The sequence below is a fragment of the Pseudomonas sp. RHF3.3-3 genome (assembly GCF_048069595.1).
Taxonomy (GTDB): Bacteria; Pseudomonadota; Gammaproteobacteria; order Pseudomonadales; family Pseudomonadaceae; genus Aquipseudomonas; species Aquipseudomonas fuscovaginae_B.
Map to the genome: position 1 here is coordinate 4,257,870 of NZ_CP182250.1, position 18,469 is coordinate 4,276,338.

Genomic DNA, 18,469 nt, shown 5'->3' on the forward strand with positions numbered 1-18,469 from the left:
AGGCATGGGTGACGGAACAACCGTCCCTGGGGGAGCGTTACGGACTTCCCGGTGCGCGAGGCGGACAAACGTGCCTCAGCTGAACTGCTCGCGGTACTGGATGGGGGTCAGCCCGAGTTTTTCACCGAACAGGAAACGCATGTGTCGCACGCTGCCGAAACCGCTCTTGTAGGCCACGGTCTTGAGCGGCAGGTCGGTGCTTTCCAGCAGGCTCCGGGCGTAATCGATGCGGGCGTTCTGGACGAACGCCATGGGCGTCATGTTCGTCTCGCGCAGGAACATGCGCGAGAAATGGCGTGGGCTCATGTTCACCAGGGCAGCCATGCTCTGGATGCTGAACGCTTCGTCGAGGTGTTCGAGCACATGGTTCTGCACCCGGGTCACCGGCGTCTGCTGCGGTGCGACCGCCGCGGTCAGCGGGCTGAACTGCGCCTGCCCGCCATGACGCTTCATCACCACCAGCAGGACCTTCGCCACGTCCTGGGCGACCTTCTTGCCGTGGTCCTCGGCCACCACCGCCAACGCCAGGTCGATACCGGCAGTGACACCACCGGAGGTCAGCAGCCTGCGATCGCGCAGGTAGATCCGATCGGTCTCGACCATGGCCGCGGGAAAGGCCTTGACCAGGCGCTCGGTGTAGTTCCAGTGGGTGGTGACACGGTGGCCGTCGAGCAGACCGGCATGCCCCAGCACAAAGGCCCCCGTGCAGACCGAACCATAGCTGGTGGCCTTTTCGGCCGCCTGCCGCAGCCAGTCGACCAATTGCGGATGGGTCCGGTTGTAGCCACCGGGACCGCCCGGGACCAGCAGCAGGTCGTAGGCCGAAGGCGGCTGGTCGAGGCCCTGGTCGGCCTGGACGCGCACGCCGTTGGAGGCGCGCAACGCTCCCGGTTCGCTGCCAATGGTCAGGAGCTGATAGTGGTCAGCGGGCTTGAGGTAGCGGTTGGCCATGGAGAACACCTCCATGGGCCCGGCCATGTCGAGCAGCAGAAAGTCAGGAAACAGCACCATAGCCACGGTTTTCATTGCTTGGACATCACTTCACTTTCAACGGGGAGCGCCCACACGATCACCCGGGGGATGGCTACCCGGCGCGACTGTGGTGCATGGCAAGGATACAGGAGGGGCGACCCAGACTGTCAACTGGAGAGAGACGGTCTTTCAATTTCCATCTACTTATTGAACTGATGAGTAAACATTAAGCTGCTCCTCACTCGGACGAATCCACGTCCCCCAAGGAGAATTCATCATGCTCACGCTTCGTAAAGCTTCCGACCGCGGCATTGCCAACCATGGCTGGTTGAAGTCGTTCCACACCTTTTCCTTTGCCAACTATCGCAACCTCAACGAGCAGGGTTTTTCCGACCTGCTGGTGATCAACGATGACCGCGTCGCGGCCGGCAAGGGCTTCGGCCAGCATCCGCACCGGGACATGGAGATTTTCTCCTATGTGCTCGAAGGGGCCCTGGAACACAAGGACACCCTGGGCACCGGTTCGGTGATCCGCCCCGGCGACGTGCAACTGATGAGCGCCGGTACCGGCGTGGCCCACAGTGAGTTCAACCACTCCCACGACGAGCTGGTGCACTTCCTGCAGATCTGGATCGTGCCCGACGTCAGTGGCGCCACCCCACGCTATCAGCAGCAGCATTTCAGCGAAGAACAGAAGCGTGGCCGTCTGGCCCTGATCATCTCCCCCGATGGCGACCAGGGCTCGTTGAAGGTCCGCCAGGACGCGCGGGTCTATGCCGGCCTGATCGATGGCAAGGAAAGCGCCAGCCTGGAACTGGCCGAGAACCGCTACGCCTATGTCCACGTCGCCCGCGGCAGCGTCGAGCTCAACGGCCTGGTGCTGCAGACCGGTGACGGCGTGCGGGTTCGTCAGGAACGCCTGCTGACCCTGGCCAATGGCGTGGATGCCGAAGTGCTGGTGTTCGACCTGCGCCCCGAAGAACTGCCGCAAATGCCATGAGGCCAATCGACAGCCCGGGGGCCTGTTGCCCTCGGGCCGTACCCATGGGCCGGCTACCCGCAGGCCCGCGCTTGTGGCATCAGACCGCTGGTTGTGTTCGGCATCGCCCGTGGCATGCTGAGCTGCAACCTGCAAGCCGCCACGGTCAGTGTGCTCGCTCGTCAGCTGGATACCCCCTCCAACCTGTGCCCGGTGCCGGGAGCGGTGATCGTCTGCGCGGGCATGGGACTGTCCGGGCGCTCGCTGCCCATGCCAGACCAAGGCAACGCGCCCCTGACCGGCCGGCTGCGGCGCATACCGCTCGACCCGTCATGACGACCAGGCAGGACGGGGCCGAACGCCTGCCAAGCGCCTGCCGGAGGGTACCGTCAACCCGGTACCCACCTAATTTTTCAATCGACCCCATTAGTTTTTCAAATTGCCCCTGTCGACAAGCGGTGGCCTAATTGGAGCTTTGTCATGGAAGGCTCCCACATGGAAAACGTTAGAGCTTCAAGCGCTCATGCCGTCTGGCTGATGGTCAGCGTGGTACTGGTCGCACTCAATCTGCGGCCCTCGATGGCCGCTGTCGGCCCGCTGCTCTCGGCGATTCGCGGTGATATCCCACTCAGCTTCAGTGCTGCCGCCCTGCTGACCATGTTGCCAGTCATGGCCATGGGCCTGGCAATGTTTCTCGGCATGCGCCTGGCCCTGCGCTTCGGCGAACACCGCACCATCGTCGTGTCGCTGCTGGTGATCGGCCTGGCCACCGCTTCGCGGCTGTACCTGAACAGCACCACCGAGCTGATCCTCAGTGCGGTGCTGGCCGGCCTCGGGATCGCCCTGATCCAGGCGGTGATGCCGGCGCTGATCAAGTCACGCTTCAGCAACAACGTCTCGCTGTTCATGGGGGTGTACGTCACCTCGATCATGGGCGGCGCGGCGGTGGCGGCTTCGTTCTCGCCCTTCGTCCTGGCCCAGACCGGCAGTTGGCGCATCAGCCTGGCGATCTGGGCGTTGCTGGCGCTGGTGGCGCTGGTCATCTGGTACGCCCAGCGCTCGGCGGTACCGGCCTTGCCACAGGCGCCCGGCAAAACCCGGCAGGAGTCGTTCGCCGGTAACTCGCGGGCCTGGCTGCTGGCGATTTTCTTCGGCCTCGGCACGGCGTCCTATACCTGCGTGCTGGCCTGGCTGGCCCCCTACTACGTGGAGAAAGGCTGGAGCGAACAGAGCGCCGGCCTGCTGCTGGGCCTGCTGACCGCCATGGAAGTGGTGTCCGGCCTGGTCACCCCGGCGCTGGCCAACCGCAGCCAGGACCGGCGCCTGGTGCTGGCCGTATTGCTGGGGCTGATCATCGCCGGTTTCTGTGGCCTGATCCTCAGCCCGCAACACTTCACCCTGCTCTGGCCCTGCCTCCTGGGCCTGGGTATCGGCGGCCTGTTCCCGATGAGCCTGATCGTCTCCCTCGATCACCTGGAAGACCCCCGCCGCGCCGGTGGCCTGACCGCCTTCGTGCAGGGCATCGGCTACCTGATCGCCGGCCTGTCGCCGCTGATCGCCGGGGTGATCCGCGACCAGTTGGGCAGCTTCGAATGGGCCTGGTGGTCGCTGGCCGCGGTGATGGCCGTGATGATCCTGATGGTGCTGCGGTTCAACCCCAAGCATTACGCCCAGCATATCCGCTAGTCATCGACGGTCCTTTCAAGCCAGGTCGCCCGGCATGGCTTGAAAGGACCGCCTCTTCTGCTGCGACACCCCCCTGCCCCGTCTGTCCCTGTTCAAACCGGGCACGGGGCATTCGCCCACCCGGGCCACTCACCCTCATTCCTGGAGAAACTCATGAAACAAGTCGGTTTCGCTGCCGCACATTGGGGCATGCTGATCTGGGCGCTGCTGATCGCTGCGTCATTCTTCGCTGCCGCCGAAGTCGGCCAATCGATTGACCCGATCCTGCTGACCGGGTTGCGCCTGCTGTTTTCCGCGCTGCTGTTCCTGCCGCTGCTGCTTCTGAACAACAAGTCTGCGCTGACCGCCAGGGGCCTGCTGGCCCACGCCGTGCTGGGCCTGCTGCTGGCGGCGTATTTCGGTTCGCTGTTCGAGGCGTTGCGCTATACCACGGCGGTCAACACCGCGACGCTGTACACCCTGGTGCCGCTGATGACCCTGGGCTTCGAGGCCTTTCTGTTGCCCAGCGCCAGCCTCAGGGCGCGCCTGCTGCCGATGACGCTCGCCGCGGTGGGCGCCGTGCTGCTGATTCTCAAGGGGGCCGCTCCGGGCGAGTTGCCCGCCCCCTACCCGGTGATCGTCTTCATCATCGGCTGCCTGGCGATGGCGCTCTACTCGCCCCTGAGCCAGCGCTTCAAGAACAAGGTGCTCAAAGGACGCGACCCGGTGGCGATGACCTTCTGGAACATGCTCTTCGGCTCGCTGTTTCTGTTGGTGTTCTGCGTATTCAGCGGTGGCTGGCGCAGCGGTGCGCTGCTGACGGGGCGGGATCTGTTCTGGCTGGTGTACCTGGCGCTGTTTGGCACCCTGGCGACCTTCTGGCTGCTGCATCGGGCCATCGGGGTGATCGCCCCGTCGACCGTGATTTCCTATGTCTACCTCAATACCCTGTTCGTGACCCTGTTCCACTGGTTCTGGCTGGGCCAGCAACCGACGCTGGTGGAAGCCGTCGGTGCCGTGCTGGTGGGTGTCGGCATGGGCGCACTGGTGCTGGGCAGCCGTAGCACCAAGCCGGTCCTGGCCTGAGAAACCTCAGCGCAGGACGGTGCCCCGGGGCGCCACCGGGGCCCAGCGTTCCAGTTGACGCTCAAGGAGCGCCGCCACCGCCAGCAGACGCGCTTCCTGCCAGTGCGGCCCCACCAGCTGGATGCCGATCGGCAGGCCGGTGTCGGGATCATGGCCGGCGCGAATGACCACCGCCGGCGAACCCGACAGGCTGAACGGGAACACGAAAGCGTAGCGATCGCGGTCTTCCAGCGACTCGCCATGGGCGAAGGCGACGTCCGGGTACACCGGACAGATGAACAGGTCGTGCTCGGCGAAAAACTTCGCCAACTGGTAGCGGAAGGTATCGATGGCGATCCAGTCACGCTTGAGCTCATCCACGCTCAACTCGACCTGCTCACTGCGCCGAACCAGTTCCGCCGTGGCCGGGGTATAGGCCTGCTTGCCCATGGCCTGGAACAGTTTCTGCCAGCCACGGCCGGCGTCCGCGCCGGTGATGAACACCCGCCAGAGGATATCGCAGGCTTCGTCGAGCATCGAAGGGAGCGCCGGACTCACGTCGGCGACCACACCTTGCAGGCAGGCCTCGACGCGCTGCAGCGCCTCTTTCACCGCGGCGCTGGCCCGGGTCCGGCTGGACTCCCAGGACAGTGCCACCCGCAGCTCGCCCAGGGGTTTGCTCTGGGCGAACGGCACATCGACCGTATCCGGATCCTGGCCGTCGGCCCCGCTGATCAACGGCCCGAGCAGCGCCAGGTCGTCGACATAGCGGCCCATCACGCCAAACGCCGAGGTCAGGTGGAACAGCCCGGAGCGGTCGTTGGGGAACTGGCCGGTCAGGGGCACCCGCCCCTGGGTCAGCTTGAGCCCGCAGATACCGTTGAAATGCGCCGGAATCCGCACGCTGCCACAGGCGTCCGAGGCCAGCCCGGCCGGTGAGCAACCGGCGGCGATGGCCGCCGCCTCACCGCCGCTGCTGCCACCGGCGGAACGCTGGGCATCGTAGGGATTGAGCGTGCGCCCGTACAACAGGTTCTCGGTTTCGAAGGCCATGCACAGCTCGGGCACGTTGGTGATGCCGAGAATGATCGCACCGGCTTCGCGCAGCCGCGCGACCACCGTGGCGTCCTGCCGGCTGGGCTCGCCGAGCAGTTCCTCCAGGCCGCGCGACATGCGGAAGCCGCGCACGTGGCAGACATCCTTGATCGTCAGCGGTACCCCGTGCAGAGGGCCGAGAAACCTGCCGCGGCTGGCCAGTTCATCGGCTTCCCGGGCCTGGCGCAGCAACTCGTCGAGGGACTCGAGCTGAATCACGGCATTGATCGCCTGGTTGCGCTCGGCGATGCGTTGCAGATAGAACTCCAGCAGCTCGACGCTGGTCAGCGCGCCGCGGCGCAGCAGACCGGCCATTTCCCGCAGGGTCAGGGTATCCGGATTGAACATGCTCACCCCTCCGCCTTGCTGCGCAGCAGCTTGTTGGGGATCTGATACATGTTGCGCACCACCAGGGAGAACGCCTTGATCCCCAGCCTTGGCCGCCGGGCGATGGCTTCCAGCGCCTCCTCGGTCATGGTCAGCACATGGCGCAGGGCCTCGGGCGTGATGTTCAGTGGCGGGTAGAAACGCAGCACCGGACGCCGGGCCTTTTCATTCATCGAATGCCCGGCATGGATACCGCGCTTGCCCAGTTCCATGCTCATCAGTGCCTCATACACCGAACCGCGCAGACGCAGGCCGGTCATCAGGCCCACCCCCGGGACATCCTCGATGATAGCCGGATAGCGCTCGGCCAGTCGTTGCAGGCCATGGCGCAGCAGGCCGCCGTTGATCCGCGACTGCTCGACCAGGTCGTGCTCCTCGATGTAGTCGATGGCCGCCAGCGCCGAGGCGCAGGCCACCGGATGGCCGCCATTGGTGCGCTGGTCGGGTTCGATCTCGGCCAGCGGGAACTGCCGGCTCAGCCGCTGGCTGTACATGGCGCAGGCGAACGAGGTGTAGCCACCGGTCAGGCCCTTGGAGAGGATCATGATGTCCGGCACCACGTCGTCATACTGCACCGCGAACCATTTGCCGCAACGGCCGAAGCCGGTCTGGATCTCGTCGGCCACCAGCAGGGTCTCGGTCGCATCGCACAAGGCGCGGATGTTGGCCATGTAGCCCACCGGCGGCACCTGCAGGTGCGCCCCCCCGAGAATCGGCTCGACATACACCGCGCACACGCCCTCGCCCACCGCTTTCTGCAGGGCGGCGAAGTCGCCGTACGGCACGTAGGTCACCTGTGGGGCATGGGTGCCATAGCTGCGATGGTGCTGTTGCTGGCCAAGGATGCTCATCGCCGCCAGCGTCTTGCCGTGGTAGGAGTCGCCCATCACCACGATGCCGCGGCGGTTGCTCTGTACCTTGAGCACATAACGCAGGCTCTGTTCGATGGCCTCGGCGCCCGAAACCATGTACTGGACATCCCCCCATTCGCCCGGTACCACATCCCGCAGGCGCTCGGACAAGGCATGCTGCAGCGGGTGCACACGTCCTTCCGGGACCCAGGCCATGCGGTTCAGCTGGTTCTGCACCTGCTCGCGCACCAGCGGGTTGCGATGGCCGACGATGAACACGCCATAACTGCAGGCACAGTCGATGAAACGCTTGCCGGCATGGTCAGTGACGTAGATACCGTCGGTGTGCTGCTCGACGCTGGTCTTGCCCAGGCGGTAGAGCTTGGCTGCCGAGGCGCTCCAGTGGCGCTGGCAATCGTCCAGCAGTTGTTCATGCGGCAGAGTTAAGGACATGGCTGAGAGTCTCCTTGATGATCTGGGCGGCACGCTGGACAGGTTCGGGGCGCGCGGTAACCGGGCACCGCAGAATCAGTTCGCGGCCCCGTGGCACGGTGACGTAGACACCGCGTTCGTAAAGGATCTGGCACAATTGGGCCGGTTTCAGATCGCCCGCCAGCGGCAGGCTGACCCAGCCTCCGTAGGCCACCGCCCCCAGCGGAGCGAGCGTCTGAGCCAGCAGCCGACCGTTGTCCAGGCACTGCCTGGCACAGTCATGCTGACGCACATAGTCGAGCGCGGTCAGCGCGGCCAGGCAGGCCATCGGATTGCCCGCAGTGGTGCTCCCGTGTTTCGCCGGGCTGCTGCGGCCATAGACCTGGTAGGCCATCTCTTCGCTACAGGTGTAGGTACCGATGGGAATCGCCCCACCGCCCAACGCCCCGCCCAGCACCACGATGTCCGGGCTGTTCTGGTAGCGCTGGAAGCCGAACAGCTGGCCCAGGCTGCCCAGGCAGGTCTGCACATCGACCGCGATCACCGGTGCCGAAGCCTTGGCGGCGCGGGCATACAACTGGTCGAGCAGCGCCTGATCGATCAGCCGCAGGCGACCGCCCTCGTCGATCACCGTGCTGGTATGGCAAACCGCAAAGCAGTCGGCCCAGTCGACCTTGTCCAGGTCGGCGACCTGCTGGATCGCCACCCGCTCGAAGCCGAGGAAACGCTGGATTTCCTGATAGTCCGTCGATGTGCTCAAGCAGCGCCCGTAGCTCAACGAGCCGTAGTCGCCGCCCTGGATGAAGACGATGGTGTTGCCCTTGGGCTTGAGGCCCTTGCACAGTTTCAACGCACCTTCGAACGCCTCGTCCCCGGAACTGCAGACATAGGAGCTGACCAGCGGCGCGGGCAACAGCTCGGACAGGGTGCGGCACAGGCCGATCAGCGGCTCGGACATCAGCACGCGATTGGACAGCCCCATGAGGCCGGCCTGGCGGCTGACGGCCTCGATCACCTGAGGTACCTGGAAACCGAAACCGCCGCTCAAGTCGATGATCTTGCGACCCTCACCGTCGGTATAGGTCTCGTACTGGCCGGTAATGATCTGTTTGTCAGTATTTTTCATGAAAAGCTCTCAACGGTAGCTCAGGGCATTGAAGATGCGTCGACGGTCATCGACGATGGCCTGACGACCATGCATGACCCGGCGGTTGTCGATCATCACCATGTCGTGGTCGCGCCAGCCGACCGGGTAGGTTTCCTGGGCAGTCACCGCGGCGATTTCGGCCAGGAACTCGGCCGGGATCGGCAAGCCGGAGACGGTATCGATCACCGGCGCCTCATAGTTGAAGGACGGGCCGAGAATGCTGTTGGCGAAAGCCGGACGCTGGCTGAATTCGGAGACCAGGATCGCCGGCGTGCTGAAGGCGTAGTGGATCGAGTCGTCGGCCGGGTTGAAGGTGATCTGCGTGCGTGGGTCATCACCGGTGATCTGCAACAAATCCTCGATGGTCACCGCGGACGGATCCGAGAGCGTCGAGGAATAGTGGCAGACCAGCCGACGCCATTTGTCTCCGGCCACGGTGCGGCTGTAGCGGATCGAGTTGTGCTCGAAGAACTCGCGGCACTCGGCCGACAATTTCCCCAGGACCTTCTCGCCATCGCACAGGGTGGTCTGCGAGCCCTTGCGCGGTGCTTCCTGGCAGTAGAACCAGGTGATGTCGGGCCAGAACGGCGAGTTGCCGTTCTCGCAGTGCAGGCCGACCGCATCGCGCCCGGCATCCACCAGTTGCGCCGCGCCGCCGACCATGACCCGTGCCGGGTCCAGGCTCAACCGCGAACTGTTCTGGCGCACGAAGGCACTGAAGTCTTCGGCGCTGTGGATGCAATTGCGAAACAGCACGATGCCGTAGTGGCCAAGCAGTTCATACAGCTCGGGCTTGCCCAGGCTGGTGAAATGCCGGGGCTCGATAATCGAGACGGCGGGACTTTCAGAGTGATAGGCAGGCGAGTTCATGGGTTGCATTCCCTTGCAGTGTGGAGAAAACAGTGGCGATGTCGGCGCGCTTCGGGCGGCCGGTCACGGTGTAGAGCTGTTCGAGCAGCGGATCGTCCTTGGTCAGCAGCCACAGGCGGCTGGGCCGCTCGATGTCGGAAAAGCGTCGCGCCGACCAGTGGGCCAGTTCGGTCCGCTCCGGCAGAGACTCGACGCAGAGCAGGGCCACCAGGCCATGCTCTTCATCGAAAAACACTGCGGCGTCGCGTACCCCCGGGTACTCGCGGTATTCCAGCTCGACCTGCTCCGGGCTGACGTTGCGGCCGTTGGGCAGGCAGATCACATTCTTCTTGCGCCCGTGGACGTACAGGTAGCCATCGGCATCCAGCGAGCCCAGGTCGCCGGTGTCCATCCAGCCATCCTCGGACATCGAACAGGCACTGGGGTCCAGGCCCGAATAACCGCTGAACAGCGAGCTGCTCTTGACCTCGATGGTCTGGTCGGCGCCGATGCGCACCTGGACGTGCGCCAGCGGTTTGCCGACGCTGCCCAGACGCTGGTGCAAGGCAGTGTTCATGCTCACCACCGAGGCGTTCTCGGAGAGCCCGTAGCCCTGGAACACCGGGATCCCATCCTCGGCCAGGGCCTTGAGAATGTCGACGCTGACCGCCGCACCGCCACAGGTGATGTGCACACCCGAATGCAGGTAGCGCGACAGTCGCTCACCCGGCTCGTCGCCCTGGGCCAGTTGTTCGTAGAAACGGTTGAGCATCACCGGCGGCACGGTCATCGCCGTCGGCTCGACCCGCAGCAGCCAGTCGATCAGACGTTGTGGCGAAGCCCCCGGCTCCCCCAACAGCGGCTCCGCTTCCGGCAGGAAGAACACCGTCCCCCCTGCGAGCAGCGGCAGGTAAGCAGCGGTGACCTGTTCCAGCAGCAGGCTCAACGGGACCAGCGACAGGTAGCGACGGTGGGCATCGGCAGGCATCCCCTGACGCAACGAGGCCAGCACGGCCCCTACCGCCGCCGTGCTCAGGCGCACCCCCTTGGGCCGGCTGGTGGTGCCCGAGGTATGGATGATCTTGCAGATCCACTCGTCATCGCCCGCCACATTCAGCAGCGGCTGCTCGATGGCCGGCAGGTCGAGCCGGCGCAGACGCTCCTCGGGGAAGTCCAGCAGCCAGCGCTCGGTCAAGGTACGCAGCCCCGCGTGATCGACCAGGAAGCCATCGCAGCGCGTGGCCAGGTGCTCGGCCTGGGACTGACTGAAGGCCAGTGGCAAGGGCAATGCGGTGATGCCGGCGAACAGGCAGGCCAGGTCGGCCACCAACCAGTCACTGCTGTTGCGCGTTGCAATACCCAGCACCACCCGCTCACCCGCGCTGCCGGCACTGAAGCGCCGTTGCAGCTCGGCGGCCAGGTTCAGGGCTCGCTGCTCCAACTGGCCATAAGTCAGGGTGCCCCCCTGCTCCAGGCCGTTTGCCGCACAATCGACCGCGCAGATGGCATCGCGATTGACCTGCAAGGCCTGCCGCAAGTCGGCAATGAATGCACCGCTCATGGTTGCGCCCTCGCTGGCAGGTCGGTCGGCAACTGGCTGAACAGCGTATTGAGGGTCAAGGCGGCGAAGCGCGAGCGTTGCGGGTCGACGCGAATGAAACCGGTCACCGGCTGTTTCGAGTAGTAGCTGCCCCAGCTCTTGCCGTCGTCATTGACCAGACGGTCCGGATCGGCGGCGAGCAGCGGCTCGAACACGATCTGGCAGCTCTCCATCATCTCCCGCACCCGCGGTGTGACCGTGCACAGCAGGTAATGGGCGCCCATGCACCAGGCCAGCAGCGGGATCATGTTGACCATGATGATGCCCGCGGTCAGATGGTGGGAAATCAGGTTGCCAATTTCGGCGATGTTCGAGCGATCGATGGTCTTCTCGAAGCGCCGCGACAGAATCACCTCGATCGGCTCCGACAGGTACTGTTCGGAGAACAACGTCCGGTGATCGGCAAACGTTATACCGGCGCAAGAGAGAATCTGCTCATCGGCATCCTGCGTCAAAGCAAAGTACTGCGGGTTGGGTTCTACACTGGCCTTATAAGAGCTGCGAAATTTTTCTTTCACAACTTCCGTCGCCTGTATCCACAACGGTGTCTGATTTTCCGTGACACGTACCAACATTTCGTCCTCCTCCGTCCCTGTGCAGGGGTAATCAAAATGTGAGACGCGAATATAGGGAGGAGGCTTCGCCGAGGCTATTTAAAAAATAAATTGCTTCCGCTAATATACAAATAGAATGAATCACTGGAATGTGACGAATTAGCGCCATTGGATTTTCATCGAGACGGATCTCTTATGCTCAATAGCAATTTGCTTAGAAAGCTGGACATGCAGGACCTGATGGTATTTGTTGCGATATATGAGCAGAGCAGCGTTACCGAGGTGTCCGAAACCCTTTGCGTCAGCCAGTCCACCGTCAGCTACTGCCTGAAGAAGCTGCGTACCAGCTTCGAGGACGAACTGTTCATCCATACCCGCAATGCCATGTGGCCCACCAGCAAGGCCACCAGCATGTACAGCCATGTCATCAACATCCTTAAAAGCATCAATCTCTGTCATTCGGAAACAAAGCCATTCGATCCGGCAAAGAAAGAGATAACGTTCAACATCTGCGCTCCCGAGTATTTCGAGTTACTGATACTTCCGACACTTCTGAAAAGTTTCATCAAAAGCAGTTTCCCGGTCATCATAAACGTTCACAAGTTCAACAAGGATATCCCCGCGGAAAAACTTTCAGACGGCCGCCTCGACCTGGTAATTTGTTCCGGGCCAAACTTTCACCGCGACGCCAGAAACTTCAAGTCAAAAGTACTGCTCGACGATGATCTGGTCTGTGTCGTCGACAAGAAATTCACCCCCACCGGAAACAAATTCAATCTGGAAAGTTTTGTTGCCCGCCAGCATGTATTTCCCACGCCCTGGATATCGGATACCAACATGGTCGATGGCTGGCTGGGCAAACAAGGCTATACCCGACAGATCGTCGCCCGTTCCAACAGTTATGTGGCGGCACTGGAAATGATCAACGGGACGGAACTGGTCCTGACCCTGCCCCGGCGCATCCAGATGCTCATCTGCGACGAGACGAAATTCGCCTTCTGCAAGCCGCCGGTGGGCCTGCCCAGCTTCACCATGGACATGCTCTGGGACCGCAAGAGCGGCCAGAACAGCGCCAGTGCCTGGCTGCGCGAGCAGATCGCCAAGGTCTGTGCCTGAAAGGCCTGCCCCACTTCGGACCAGTGCCCTTGCCCGGCACCGGTCCCGCCTTGCCGGAGTTGCACCGCATGAGTGCAATTGATTAGCAACAGCATATGTATCTTTTAAGCAACAGCAGGTATTAATTGAAAAACGTCGGACAATCTATCCATTACGATGCTCCGCCGCACCAAAAAGAGACATCACTGTCCACAGCGCCGGAAGATATCCTTTTAATCCTCTTGCGCCGGGTTCGGATCACCTGCCCTCTTTAAATAGGTTTTCCCCCAGTGGACAGGCAATCTCGGCAATATATTGGCGCCATTGCCTTGTTAATACTCTTTTGCAAATACTGCCATGCCCTTGTTGGCCCAATCGTAGGACAACCGTACTCCCAATACCGCAGGCTCAATAAGCCCGAACGGAACGGCCCCAATCCTTCGACCCGCCCAAGGGGGATAACCGTTCCTTTGCACGCAACACGCGAAGTATTTTCTTACGGCCACCGGAGAACGCACTGACTATCTCACCTGGGGTATCCGGTTCAATTATGTGATCAGGCTTGTTGCCAGGGGCAGAAGGCCCCTTTAGTGGCTTCAATCTTCGAGGCCAGGATATGAACAACGTGCAGACATCCCATGAACGCATCACCCGAAGGACCCGGGGCCGTCGCCAGGGCCTGGGAGGCGAAATGCAAAATCCTGCATCAAGATCCGCCCTGATTCGCGTCGAGAAGCAGATGAATCAGAAGATTGCCGACCTGGGCCAGAGCCTGCGAGCCCCGATCAGGGAGCTGCAAGGCTCGGTCAGGGAACTGCAAGGCGCGGTCAGGCAGCAAGGTGAGCAGATAGCTACCCTGGCCAAGGCCGTCTCCGTGCAAGGGGTTGAGCTTCGAGCGGAAATCAGGGAGCAAGGCAGTGAATTCCGCCTTGCGATGGAGAAACAAGGCCACGAATTTCACCTGGCCCTGGAAAGACAAGGCCACGAGTTGCGTGGTGAGATCGAAAAACAGGGGCATGAACTGCGCAGTGCGATGGAGGAACAAGGCAACGAACTACGCACGGCCATGGAGAAACAGGGCAACGAACTGCGCATGGCCATGGAGAAACAGGGCAACGAACTGCGCATGGCGATGCAGAAACAAGGCAATGACCTGCGTATGGCGATGGAAAAACAAGGTAACGAACTGCGCGCAGCCATCAAGGATCAGGGCTTCACGTTGAAGACGTCGATCACCGAATTGAAAATGGACACCGAATCAAGATTCAAACTGGTGTACTGGCAGCTAGGCATCATCTTTGCGGTTCTGATGCTCCCGCTGGGCCGGCTCGCCTTCGACATGATTTTTGGCCAATAGCGGCTCAACCTGGCAGCCCGATCCTTGTTGGCCGCCATTGCCTCCCCCCTCCCCGTCAGTTGGCGACAGCCGCGAATCAGGATGTGCGCTGAGCCTCGCTGCGGGGAGCGGTCCGGTCGATCAGGCGAATACTGTCACGCCCGCCACGCTTGGACTCGTAGAGTGCCGCATCGCTGCGTTCGATCAGGGCCGCCAGGCTGCTGGGCGGCTGGTCGAACAGATTGGCGCCGATGCTGAGGGTCACCGCCTGGGGCGTGTCGAACGTCTGGCGAACAGCCTGCTGAAACTGGTCACGCAGCGTGCTGCCCAGATGAATGACCTGCTCACCCGACGTGCCGCCCAGCAGAATGACGAACTCGTCTCCGCCCAACCGGGCAGCCAGTGCACCTTCGGGCAACACCGAACGAATCATCTCGCTCAGCGCCACGAGCAGGCGATCGCCGGCCGTATGACCGTAGAGATCGTTGACCAGCTTGAAGTTGTCGACATCGATCAGCAGCAATGCTCCCGGCCGGGTATCCGAGACCTCTTCGAGCAGGCGCGGCGCACGCACTTCGAGGGCCCGACGGTTGTACATGGCGGTCAACGGATCACGGGCCGCCAGTCGGGCAATACGCTTTTCCCGGCGATATCGTTCGGTGCCGGTCATCGATAACGCAATCAGCATGATCGCCATCGCCCCCTCGACCAGCGAAATCTGGATGATCTCGCCACGAAACGCGGCAAGGTCGATCAAAGTGCCCGGGATGATCGTCGACAAGGCCTTGATCAGATAGAAAACCCCGTGGATCAGCAACACATAGCGCAACTGCACCGCCCCCACACTCAACGACTTGCCATGGGGGCGCAGGAGAAAGCTGGCACGCAAGGTCACCAGGGCAACCATCAACGAATTGACCAGCATCATGATCTTCGACCACGACGGGTCATTGGGCAGAAACAGCATGGCGACCCAGACCACGACAACCAGTAACCAGCTACGGGAGAGCCGGGTTTCGGTGAACCGCGCAACCCCCATCAGGAAAAACCAGTGCGCGGTCACCAGCAGGCCGTTGGCGAACCAGATACCCAGCAGCAGAAAACCGCTTCCACGCAGCAGGGCGAGAGTCGAGCCGATGCTGATCGTTGCGAAACCCGAACTCCAGAACAGCAGTGATGGCTCACGAACACTGCGCCACTCGACCGCCAAGTACAACGCGGCGGCCGCCGCCAGGGCGATCGTGAGTGTCAACAACGTGACGGGGTCAAGCGACATAGACGGACTGGCCTTTCTGACTTACGGGACAAAAGCGTCAATCATAATGCTTTTCATTGCAGACAGCCTGCCCATAGATGGCTTTTTGCCAACTTTCTGACGGACTGAACGCCTAGATCGGGAAGTCTTCGATGACTTGCCTGACCCGCGCCAGCACCGCTGGCAACTGTGCCGACGGCACTGAGCTCAGCCCCAGGCGCAAGGCATGCGGCGCATGCCGGGTGGTCGCATAGGCCTCGGCCCTGGACACGGCAATGCCGTTTTCGGCCAGAGCGGTGGCGATGCGATCCATGCGCAATGCTTCCGGCAAGCGGAGCCAGAGAAACAAAGAGGCCGGGTGAGCGATGATCTCCATGCCGGCCAATACCTCCCGGGCGATGACCTGCCGACGGCGGGCCTCGTCGCGCAGCCAGCTTTCCTGACGGGCGGCGGTGCCATCGGCGATCCAGCGGGTGGCCATGGCGGTGACCACACTGGGCATGCTCCAGGAACTGGCACGAATCACTTCCTTCACTCGAGCGGCACAAGCCGCAGGCACCACGACGAAACCGAAGCGCAGCCCGCTGGCCAGGCTCTTGGACAGGCTGGAGACATACAGGGTGCGCTCCGGTGCCAAGCTCAGCAGCGCCGGCGGTGCCTCGTCAACCAGATAGGCGTAGCCGGCATCCTCGATCAGCAGGCAATCATGCCGACGGGCAATCGTCACCAGCCGCTGGCGTTGGCTCGCGTCCAGCACCCAACCCAACGGATTGTGCAACGTGGGCATGGTGTAGATCGCCCGAATCCGTCGCTGCCGACACACCTCCTCGAGCGCGTCCAGGTCCGGCCCGTCACTCAAGCCCGGAACAGGCTGCAACACCAGCCCGTGGACACCGGCCAGCATCCTGAAGCCGGGATAGGTCAAGGCATCGACGGCCACCTCGTCATGCGGTCGGAGCAAGGCTCGCACGCAAACGTCCAGCCCCTGCTGCGCACCGTTGACCAGGAACACCTGTTGCGCGTCAACCGCCAGGCCGCGTGCCCTGGCCAGGAACTCGCCGACGATGCGCCGCTCGTGGCGCCGCCCGCCCGGCGGCTGCTGGTGCAGCAATGCCGCCAGGTCGCCGCTGTTCGCCAAGTCGCGCAACAGGCTGCGCAACTGTTCCGCCTGGCCCGGCCAGACGGGATGGTTGAACGACAGATCGATCGCACTGGCGCTCAGCCGCGCCTCATCGCCACTGTCCCATTCGCGCTGCTGGGGTCGATCACGCACGAAGGTGCCCCGCCCCGTCTCGCCGACCACCAGCCCCATGGCCTTGAGCCGGGCGTAGACCTTGCTCGCCGAGGCGATCGCCATGCCGTGCTGGCGGGCGAGCTGGCGATGGGTGGGCAACGGCGTGCCGGGTGGCAGGCGGCCACTGCGGATATCGGCCACCAGCGTTTCGAGCGCCCGGGAAACAGAAGAAACAGCCATCGGGGGATGTCCCTAGGACAATTTTTTGATTGTTCCATTCTAGGCGCACACACTGCAAACGCCCAATCGCTGGCACTCACTCGACAGGAGGTTGCATGACCGCACCCGTTCGTCCACTCCCGGTACTGGAGTACCTGCAGCGCCAGCTTGACGGCACGCTGGCTGAAAGTGACATCACCCATATGCAGTACCCCACGGCGATTTCCCGCCTGCTGGGCTTTCGTCTGGTCGCCATCGGCGAGGCCACGGCGACCCTGGCACTCGATGCCGATGCGGCGTTGCACGGCAACCAGCAGGGCACGGTCCACGGTGGGCTGCTGTGCGAGTTGGCCGACGCGGCCATCGGTACGGCCCATTCGACGTTGATGCAGGCAGCGCAAAGCTTTACCAGCATCGATCTCAAGGCGACCTTCCTGCGCCCGGTCTGGCAGTCGCGACTGCACGCCCGGGCCAGGGCGACTCACCTGGGCCGAACGATCAGTCATTATCTGTGCGAAATCGAACGCGAAGATGGCAAGCTCGTTGCCAGTATCACCAGTGCGGTGATGACGCTGCGCGACGAACAGGCCAGGGGCCGCTGAACGTGCGCAGCTCGGGAACGGACAGCCGTGACCTCAGAGATGATCCGCGTCGATCACTGCCTTGGCGAAGGCCTCTGGAGCCTCCTGCGGCAGGTTGTGACCGATACCGCCGCTGATCAGGCGGAACTCGTACTTGCCGGTGAAACGCTTGGCGTAATCCTCGGGCGCCGGATGCGGCGCGCCGTTGGCATCACCCTCGAGGGTGATGGTCGGCACGCTGATCGATGGCGCCGTGGCCAGTTTCTGTTCCAGCGCGTCGTATCGAGGCTCGCCCTGGACCAGGCCCAGGCGCCAGCGGTAGTTGAAGACCGTGATGTCGACATGGTCGGGATTCTCCAGCGCCTTGGCGCTACGGTCGTAGGTGGCATCGTCGAATGCCCATTTCGGCGAAGCCGTCTGCCAGATCAGCTTGGCGAAGTCATGGGTGTTCTTCTCGTAGCCGGCACGACCGCGGTCGGTGGCGAAATAAAACTGGTACCACCACTGCAATTCGGCCTTGGGCGGCAGCGGGTTCTTGCCAGCCGCCTGGTTGCCGATCAGGTAACCGCTGACCGAGACCAGCGCCTTGACCCGCTCCGGCCACAGGGCCGAGACGATATCCGCCGAGCGCGCGCCCCAGTCATAACCACCCAGCACGGCCTGCTTGATCTTCAGCGCGTCCATGAAGTCGATGACGTCGCTCGCCAACGCCGCGGGCTGACCGTTGCGCAGGGTTTTCGCGGAGAGGAAATGGGTATCGCCGTAGCCACGGGCGTAGGGCATCAGCACCCGGTAGCCCTTGGCGGCCAGCAACGGCGCGACGTTGTCATAGCTGTGAATGTCATACGGCCAGCCGTGCAGCAGAATCACCACCGGGCCATCGGCCGGGCCGGTTTCGGCATAGGCCACGTCAAGCAGCCCGGCCTTGATGTGCTTGAGGGGGCCGAAAGGCGAAGGTGCGGAGTGGGAGGTGCTGGCACTGGTCGCATCGACCGTTGCCGAGGCAGCCGCCTGCGCCTGGGTCGCCCCGAAAATGCCGAACAGGGCGAGTGCGAGCATCGACGAACCGGCCAGGCGGCCCAGGCCGTTCCTGTTGTTGTGCAGTGCCTTCTTCATGGTGATCTCTCCGTTGCCAGCCATGGGTCAGGGGTCT

The 18,469-nt window shown here is 63.0% G+C and carries 16 protein-coding genes; 6 read left to right on the top strand and 10 right to left on the bottom strand.

The genetic code is table 11. The features are described from left to right. Nucleotides 1-75: 75 nt before the first annotated feature. Nucleotides 76-1,026 (bottom strand): GlxA family transcriptional regulator, encoded by a 951-nt coding sequence (locus tag ACMGT0_RS18890; RefSeq protein ID WP_054059277.1) that lies wholly within the window; start codon nucleotides 1,024-1,026, stop codon nucleotides 76-78. A gap of 223 nt (nucleotides 1,027-1,249) precedes the next feature. Between ACMGT0_RS18890 and ACMGT0_RS18895 the strand changes: the two genes are divergently transcribed. The 3 genes from ACMGT0_RS18895 (at nucleotide 1,250) to ACMGT0_RS18905 (ending at nucleotide 4,702) form a co-directional block, all read left to right on the top strand. Continuing rightward, nucleotides 1,250-1,972, top strand: a complete 723-nt coding sequence (locus ACMGT0_RS18895) for a pirin family protein (RefSeq protein WP_054059276.1) — start codon at nucleotides 1,250-1,252, stop codon at nucleotides 1,970-1,972. Between the two features lie 474 nt (nucleotides 1,973-2,446). Further along, nucleotides 2,447-3,637: a cyanate transporter gene (locus ACMGT0_RS18900; protein ID WP_054059274.1), complete on the top strand. Its 1,191-nt coding sequence runs from the start codon at nucleotides 2,447-2,449 to the stop codon at nucleotides 3,635-3,637. A gap of 153 nt (nucleotides 3,638-3,790) precedes the next feature. Continuing rightward, nucleotides 3,791-4,702 (top strand): DMT family transporter, encoded by a 912-nt coding sequence (locus ACMGT0_RS18905; RefSeq protein WP_054059273.1) that lies wholly within the window; start codon nucleotides 3,791-3,793, stop codon nucleotides 4,700-4,702. A gap of 6 nt (nucleotides 4,703-4,708) precedes the next feature. Here ACMGT0_RS18905 and ACMGT0_RS18910 read toward each other — a convergent pair whose 3' ends face one another. Genes ACMGT0_RS18910 through ACMGT0_RS18935 form a run of 6 tightly spaced genes read right to left on the bottom strand, consistent with a single transcriptional unit; the run spans nucleotide 4,709 to nucleotide 11,617 of the window. Further along, nucleotides 4,709-6,124 carry an amidase gene (locus ACMGT0_RS18910; RefSeq protein WP_054059272.1) on the bottom strand — a complete coding sequence of 472 codons (1,416 nt, stop codon included), beginning with the start codon at nucleotides 6,122-6,124 and terminating at the stop codon, nucleotides 4,709-4,711. A 2-nt stretch (nucleotides 6,125-6,126) separates the two neighbouring features. Continuing rightward, nucleotides 6,127-7,467 carry an aspartate aminotransferase family protein gene (locus ACMGT0_RS18915; RefSeq protein WP_054059271.1) on the bottom strand — a complete coding sequence of 447 codons (1,341 nt, stop codon included), beginning with the start codon at nucleotides 7,465-7,467 and terminating at the stop codon, nucleotides 6,127-6,129. Continuing rightward, nucleotides 7,445-8,572, bottom strand: a complete 1,128-nt coding sequence (locus ACMGT0_RS18920; protein WP_054059299.1) for an aminotransferase class III-fold pyridoxal phosphate-dependent enzyme — start codon at nucleotides 8,570-8,572, stop codon at nucleotides 7,445-7,447. Before ACMGT0_RS18920 ends, ACMGT0_RS18915 begins: the two co-directional genes overlap by 23 nt. 9 nt (nucleotides 8,573-8,581) lie before the next feature. Continuing rightward, nucleotides 8,582-9,463, bottom strand: a complete 882-nt coding sequence (locus ACMGT0_RS18925; protein ID WP_054059270.1) for a TauD/TfdA family dioxygenase — start codon at nucleotides 9,461-9,463, stop codon at nucleotides 8,582-8,584. Continuing rightward, nucleotides 9,438-11,003: an AMP-binding protein gene (locus tag ACMGT0_RS18930; protein WP_054059269.1), complete on the bottom strand. Its 1,566-nt coding sequence runs from the start codon at nucleotides 11,001-11,003 to the stop codon at nucleotides 9,438-9,440. Before ACMGT0_RS18930 ends, ACMGT0_RS18925 begins: the two co-directional genes overlap by 26 nt. Further along, nucleotides 11,000-11,617 carry a thermostable hemolysin gene (locus ACMGT0_RS18935; protein WP_054059268.1) on the bottom strand — a complete coding sequence of 206 codons (618 nt, stop codon included), beginning with the start codon at nucleotides 11,615-11,617 and terminating at the stop codon, nucleotides 11,000-11,002. Before ACMGT0_RS18935 ends, ACMGT0_RS18930 begins: the two co-directional genes overlap by 4 nt. 174 nt (nucleotides 11,618-11,791) lie before the next feature. Here ACMGT0_RS18935 and ACMGT0_RS18940 point away from each other — a divergent pair, with 174 nt between their 5' ends. Together ACMGT0_RS18940 and ACMGT0_RS18945 are read left to right on the top strand one after the other, a co-directional pair. Further along, nucleotides 11,792-12,712, top strand: a complete 921-nt coding sequence (locus ACMGT0_RS18940) for a LysR family transcriptional regulator (RefSeq protein WP_054059267.1) — start codon at nucleotides 11,792-11,794, stop codon at nucleotides 12,710-12,712. Between the two features lie 595 nt (nucleotides 12,713-13,307). After that, on the top strand, nucleotides 13,308-14,048 hold the full coding sequence (locus tag ACMGT0_RS18945; RefSeq protein WP_152973103.1) for a hypothetical protein: 741 nt from the start codon (nucleotides 13,308-13,310) through the stop codon (nucleotides 14,046-14,048). 76 nt (nucleotides 14,049-14,124) lie between these two features. Here the strand turns inward: ACMGT0_RS18945 and ACMGT0_RS18950 are convergent, their stop codons facing one another. Further along, nucleotides 14,125-15,303: a GGDEF domain-containing protein gene (locus tag ACMGT0_RS18950; protein WP_192842736.1), complete on the bottom strand. Its 1,179-nt coding sequence runs from the start codon at nucleotides 15,301-15,303 to the stop codon at nucleotides 14,125-14,127. Nucleotides 15,304-15,415: 112 nt separating this feature from the next. Beyond that, entirely contained in the window at nucleotides 15,416-16,756 is a 1,341-nt protein-coding gene (locus ACMGT0_RS18955) for a PLP-dependent aminotransferase family protein (RefSeq protein WP_054064538.1), read from the bottom strand. A 95-nt stretch (nucleotides 16,757-16,851) separates the two neighbouring features. Between ACMGT0_RS18955 and ACMGT0_RS18960 the strand changes: the two genes are divergently transcribed. After that, on the top strand, nucleotides 16,852-17,337 hold the full coding sequence (locus tag ACMGT0_RS18960; protein WP_054060873.1) for a PaaI family thioesterase: 486 nt from the start codon (nucleotides 16,852-16,854) through the stop codon (nucleotides 17,335-17,337). A 33-nt stretch (nucleotides 17,338-17,370) separates the two neighbouring features. On the opposite strand, the gene ACMGT0_RS18965 is transcribed toward ACMGT0_RS18960, so the two are convergent. Further along, on the bottom strand, nucleotides 17,371-18,432 hold the full coding sequence (locus tag ACMGT0_RS18965; protein ID WP_054060872.1) for an alpha/beta fold hydrolase: 1,062 nt from the start codon (nucleotides 18,430-18,432) through the stop codon (nucleotides 17,371-17,373). Between the last annotated feature and the right edge of the window lie 37 nt (nucleotides 18,433-18,469).

What these genes read in the sequence shown, in the direction of transcription:
- ACMGT0_RS18925 (WP_054059270.1), bottom strand. Translation starts at nt 9,463, where the DNA reads ATGAACTCGCCTGCCTATCACTCTGAAAGTCCCGCCGTCTCGATTATC.
- ACMGT0_RS18895 (WP_054059276.1), top strand. Translation starts at nt 1,250, where the DNA reads ATGCTCACGCTTCGTAAAGCTTCCGACCGCGGCATTGCCAACCATGGC.
- ACMGT0_RS18910 (WP_054059272.1), bottom strand. Translation starts at nt 6,124, where the DNA reads ATGTTCAATCCGGATACCCTGACCCTGCGGGAAATGGCCGGTCTGCTG.
- ACMGT0_RS18940 (WP_054059267.1), top strand. Translation starts at nt 11,792, where the DNA reads ATGCTCAATAGCAATTTGCTTAGAAAGCTGGACATGCAGGACCTGATG.
- ACMGT0_RS18915 (WP_054059271.1), bottom strand. Translation starts at nt 7,467, where the DNA reads ATGTCCTTAACTCTGCCGCATGAACAACTGCTGGACGATTGCCAGCGC.
- ACMGT0_RS18945 (WP_152973103.1), top strand. Translation starts at nt 13,308, where the DNA reads ATGAACAACGTGCAGACATCCCATGAACGCATCACCCGAAGGACCCGG.
- ACMGT0_RS18900 (WP_054059274.1), top strand. Translation starts at nt 2,447, where the DNA reads ATGGAAAACGTTAGAGCTTCAAGCGCTCATGCCGTCTGGCTGATGGTC.
- ACMGT0_RS18935 (WP_054059268.1), bottom strand. Translation starts at nt 11,617, where the DNA reads ATGTTGGTACGTGTCACGGAAAATCAGACACCGTTGTGGATACAGGCG.
- ACMGT0_RS18905 (WP_054059273.1), top strand. Translation starts at nt 3,791, where the DNA reads ATGAAACAAGTCGGTTTCGCTGCCGCACATTGGGGCATGCTGATCTGG.
- ACMGT0_RS18965 (WP_054060872.1), bottom strand. Translation starts at nt 18,432, where the DNA reads ATGAAGAAGGCACTGCACAACAACAGGAACGGCCTGGGCCGCCTGGCC.
- ACMGT0_RS18950 (WP_192842736.1), bottom strand. Translation starts at nt 15,303, where the DNA reads ATGTCGCTTGACCCCGTCACGTTGTTGACACTCACGATCGCCCTGGCG.
- ACMGT0_RS18930 (WP_054059269.1), bottom strand. Translation starts at nt 11,003, where the DNA reads ATGAGCGGTGCATTCATTGCCGACTTGCGGCAGGCCTTGCAGGTCAAT.
- ACMGT0_RS18890 (WP_054059277.1), bottom strand. Translation starts at nt 1,026, where the DNA reads ATGAAAACCGTGGCTATGGTGCTGTTTCCTGACTTTCTGCTGCTCGAC.
- ACMGT0_RS18920 (WP_054059299.1), bottom strand. Translation starts at nt 8,572, where the DNA reads ATGAAAAATACTGACAAACAGATCATTACCGGCCAGTACGAGACCTAT.
- ACMGT0_RS18955 (WP_054064538.1), bottom strand. Translation starts at nt 16,756, where the DNA reads ATGGCTGTTTCTTCTGTTTCCCGGGCGCTCGAAACGCTGGTGGCCGAT.
- ACMGT0_RS18960 (WP_054060873.1), top strand. Translation starts at nt 16,852, where the DNA reads ATGACCGCACCCGTTCGTCCACTCCCGGTACTGGAGTACCTGCAGCGC.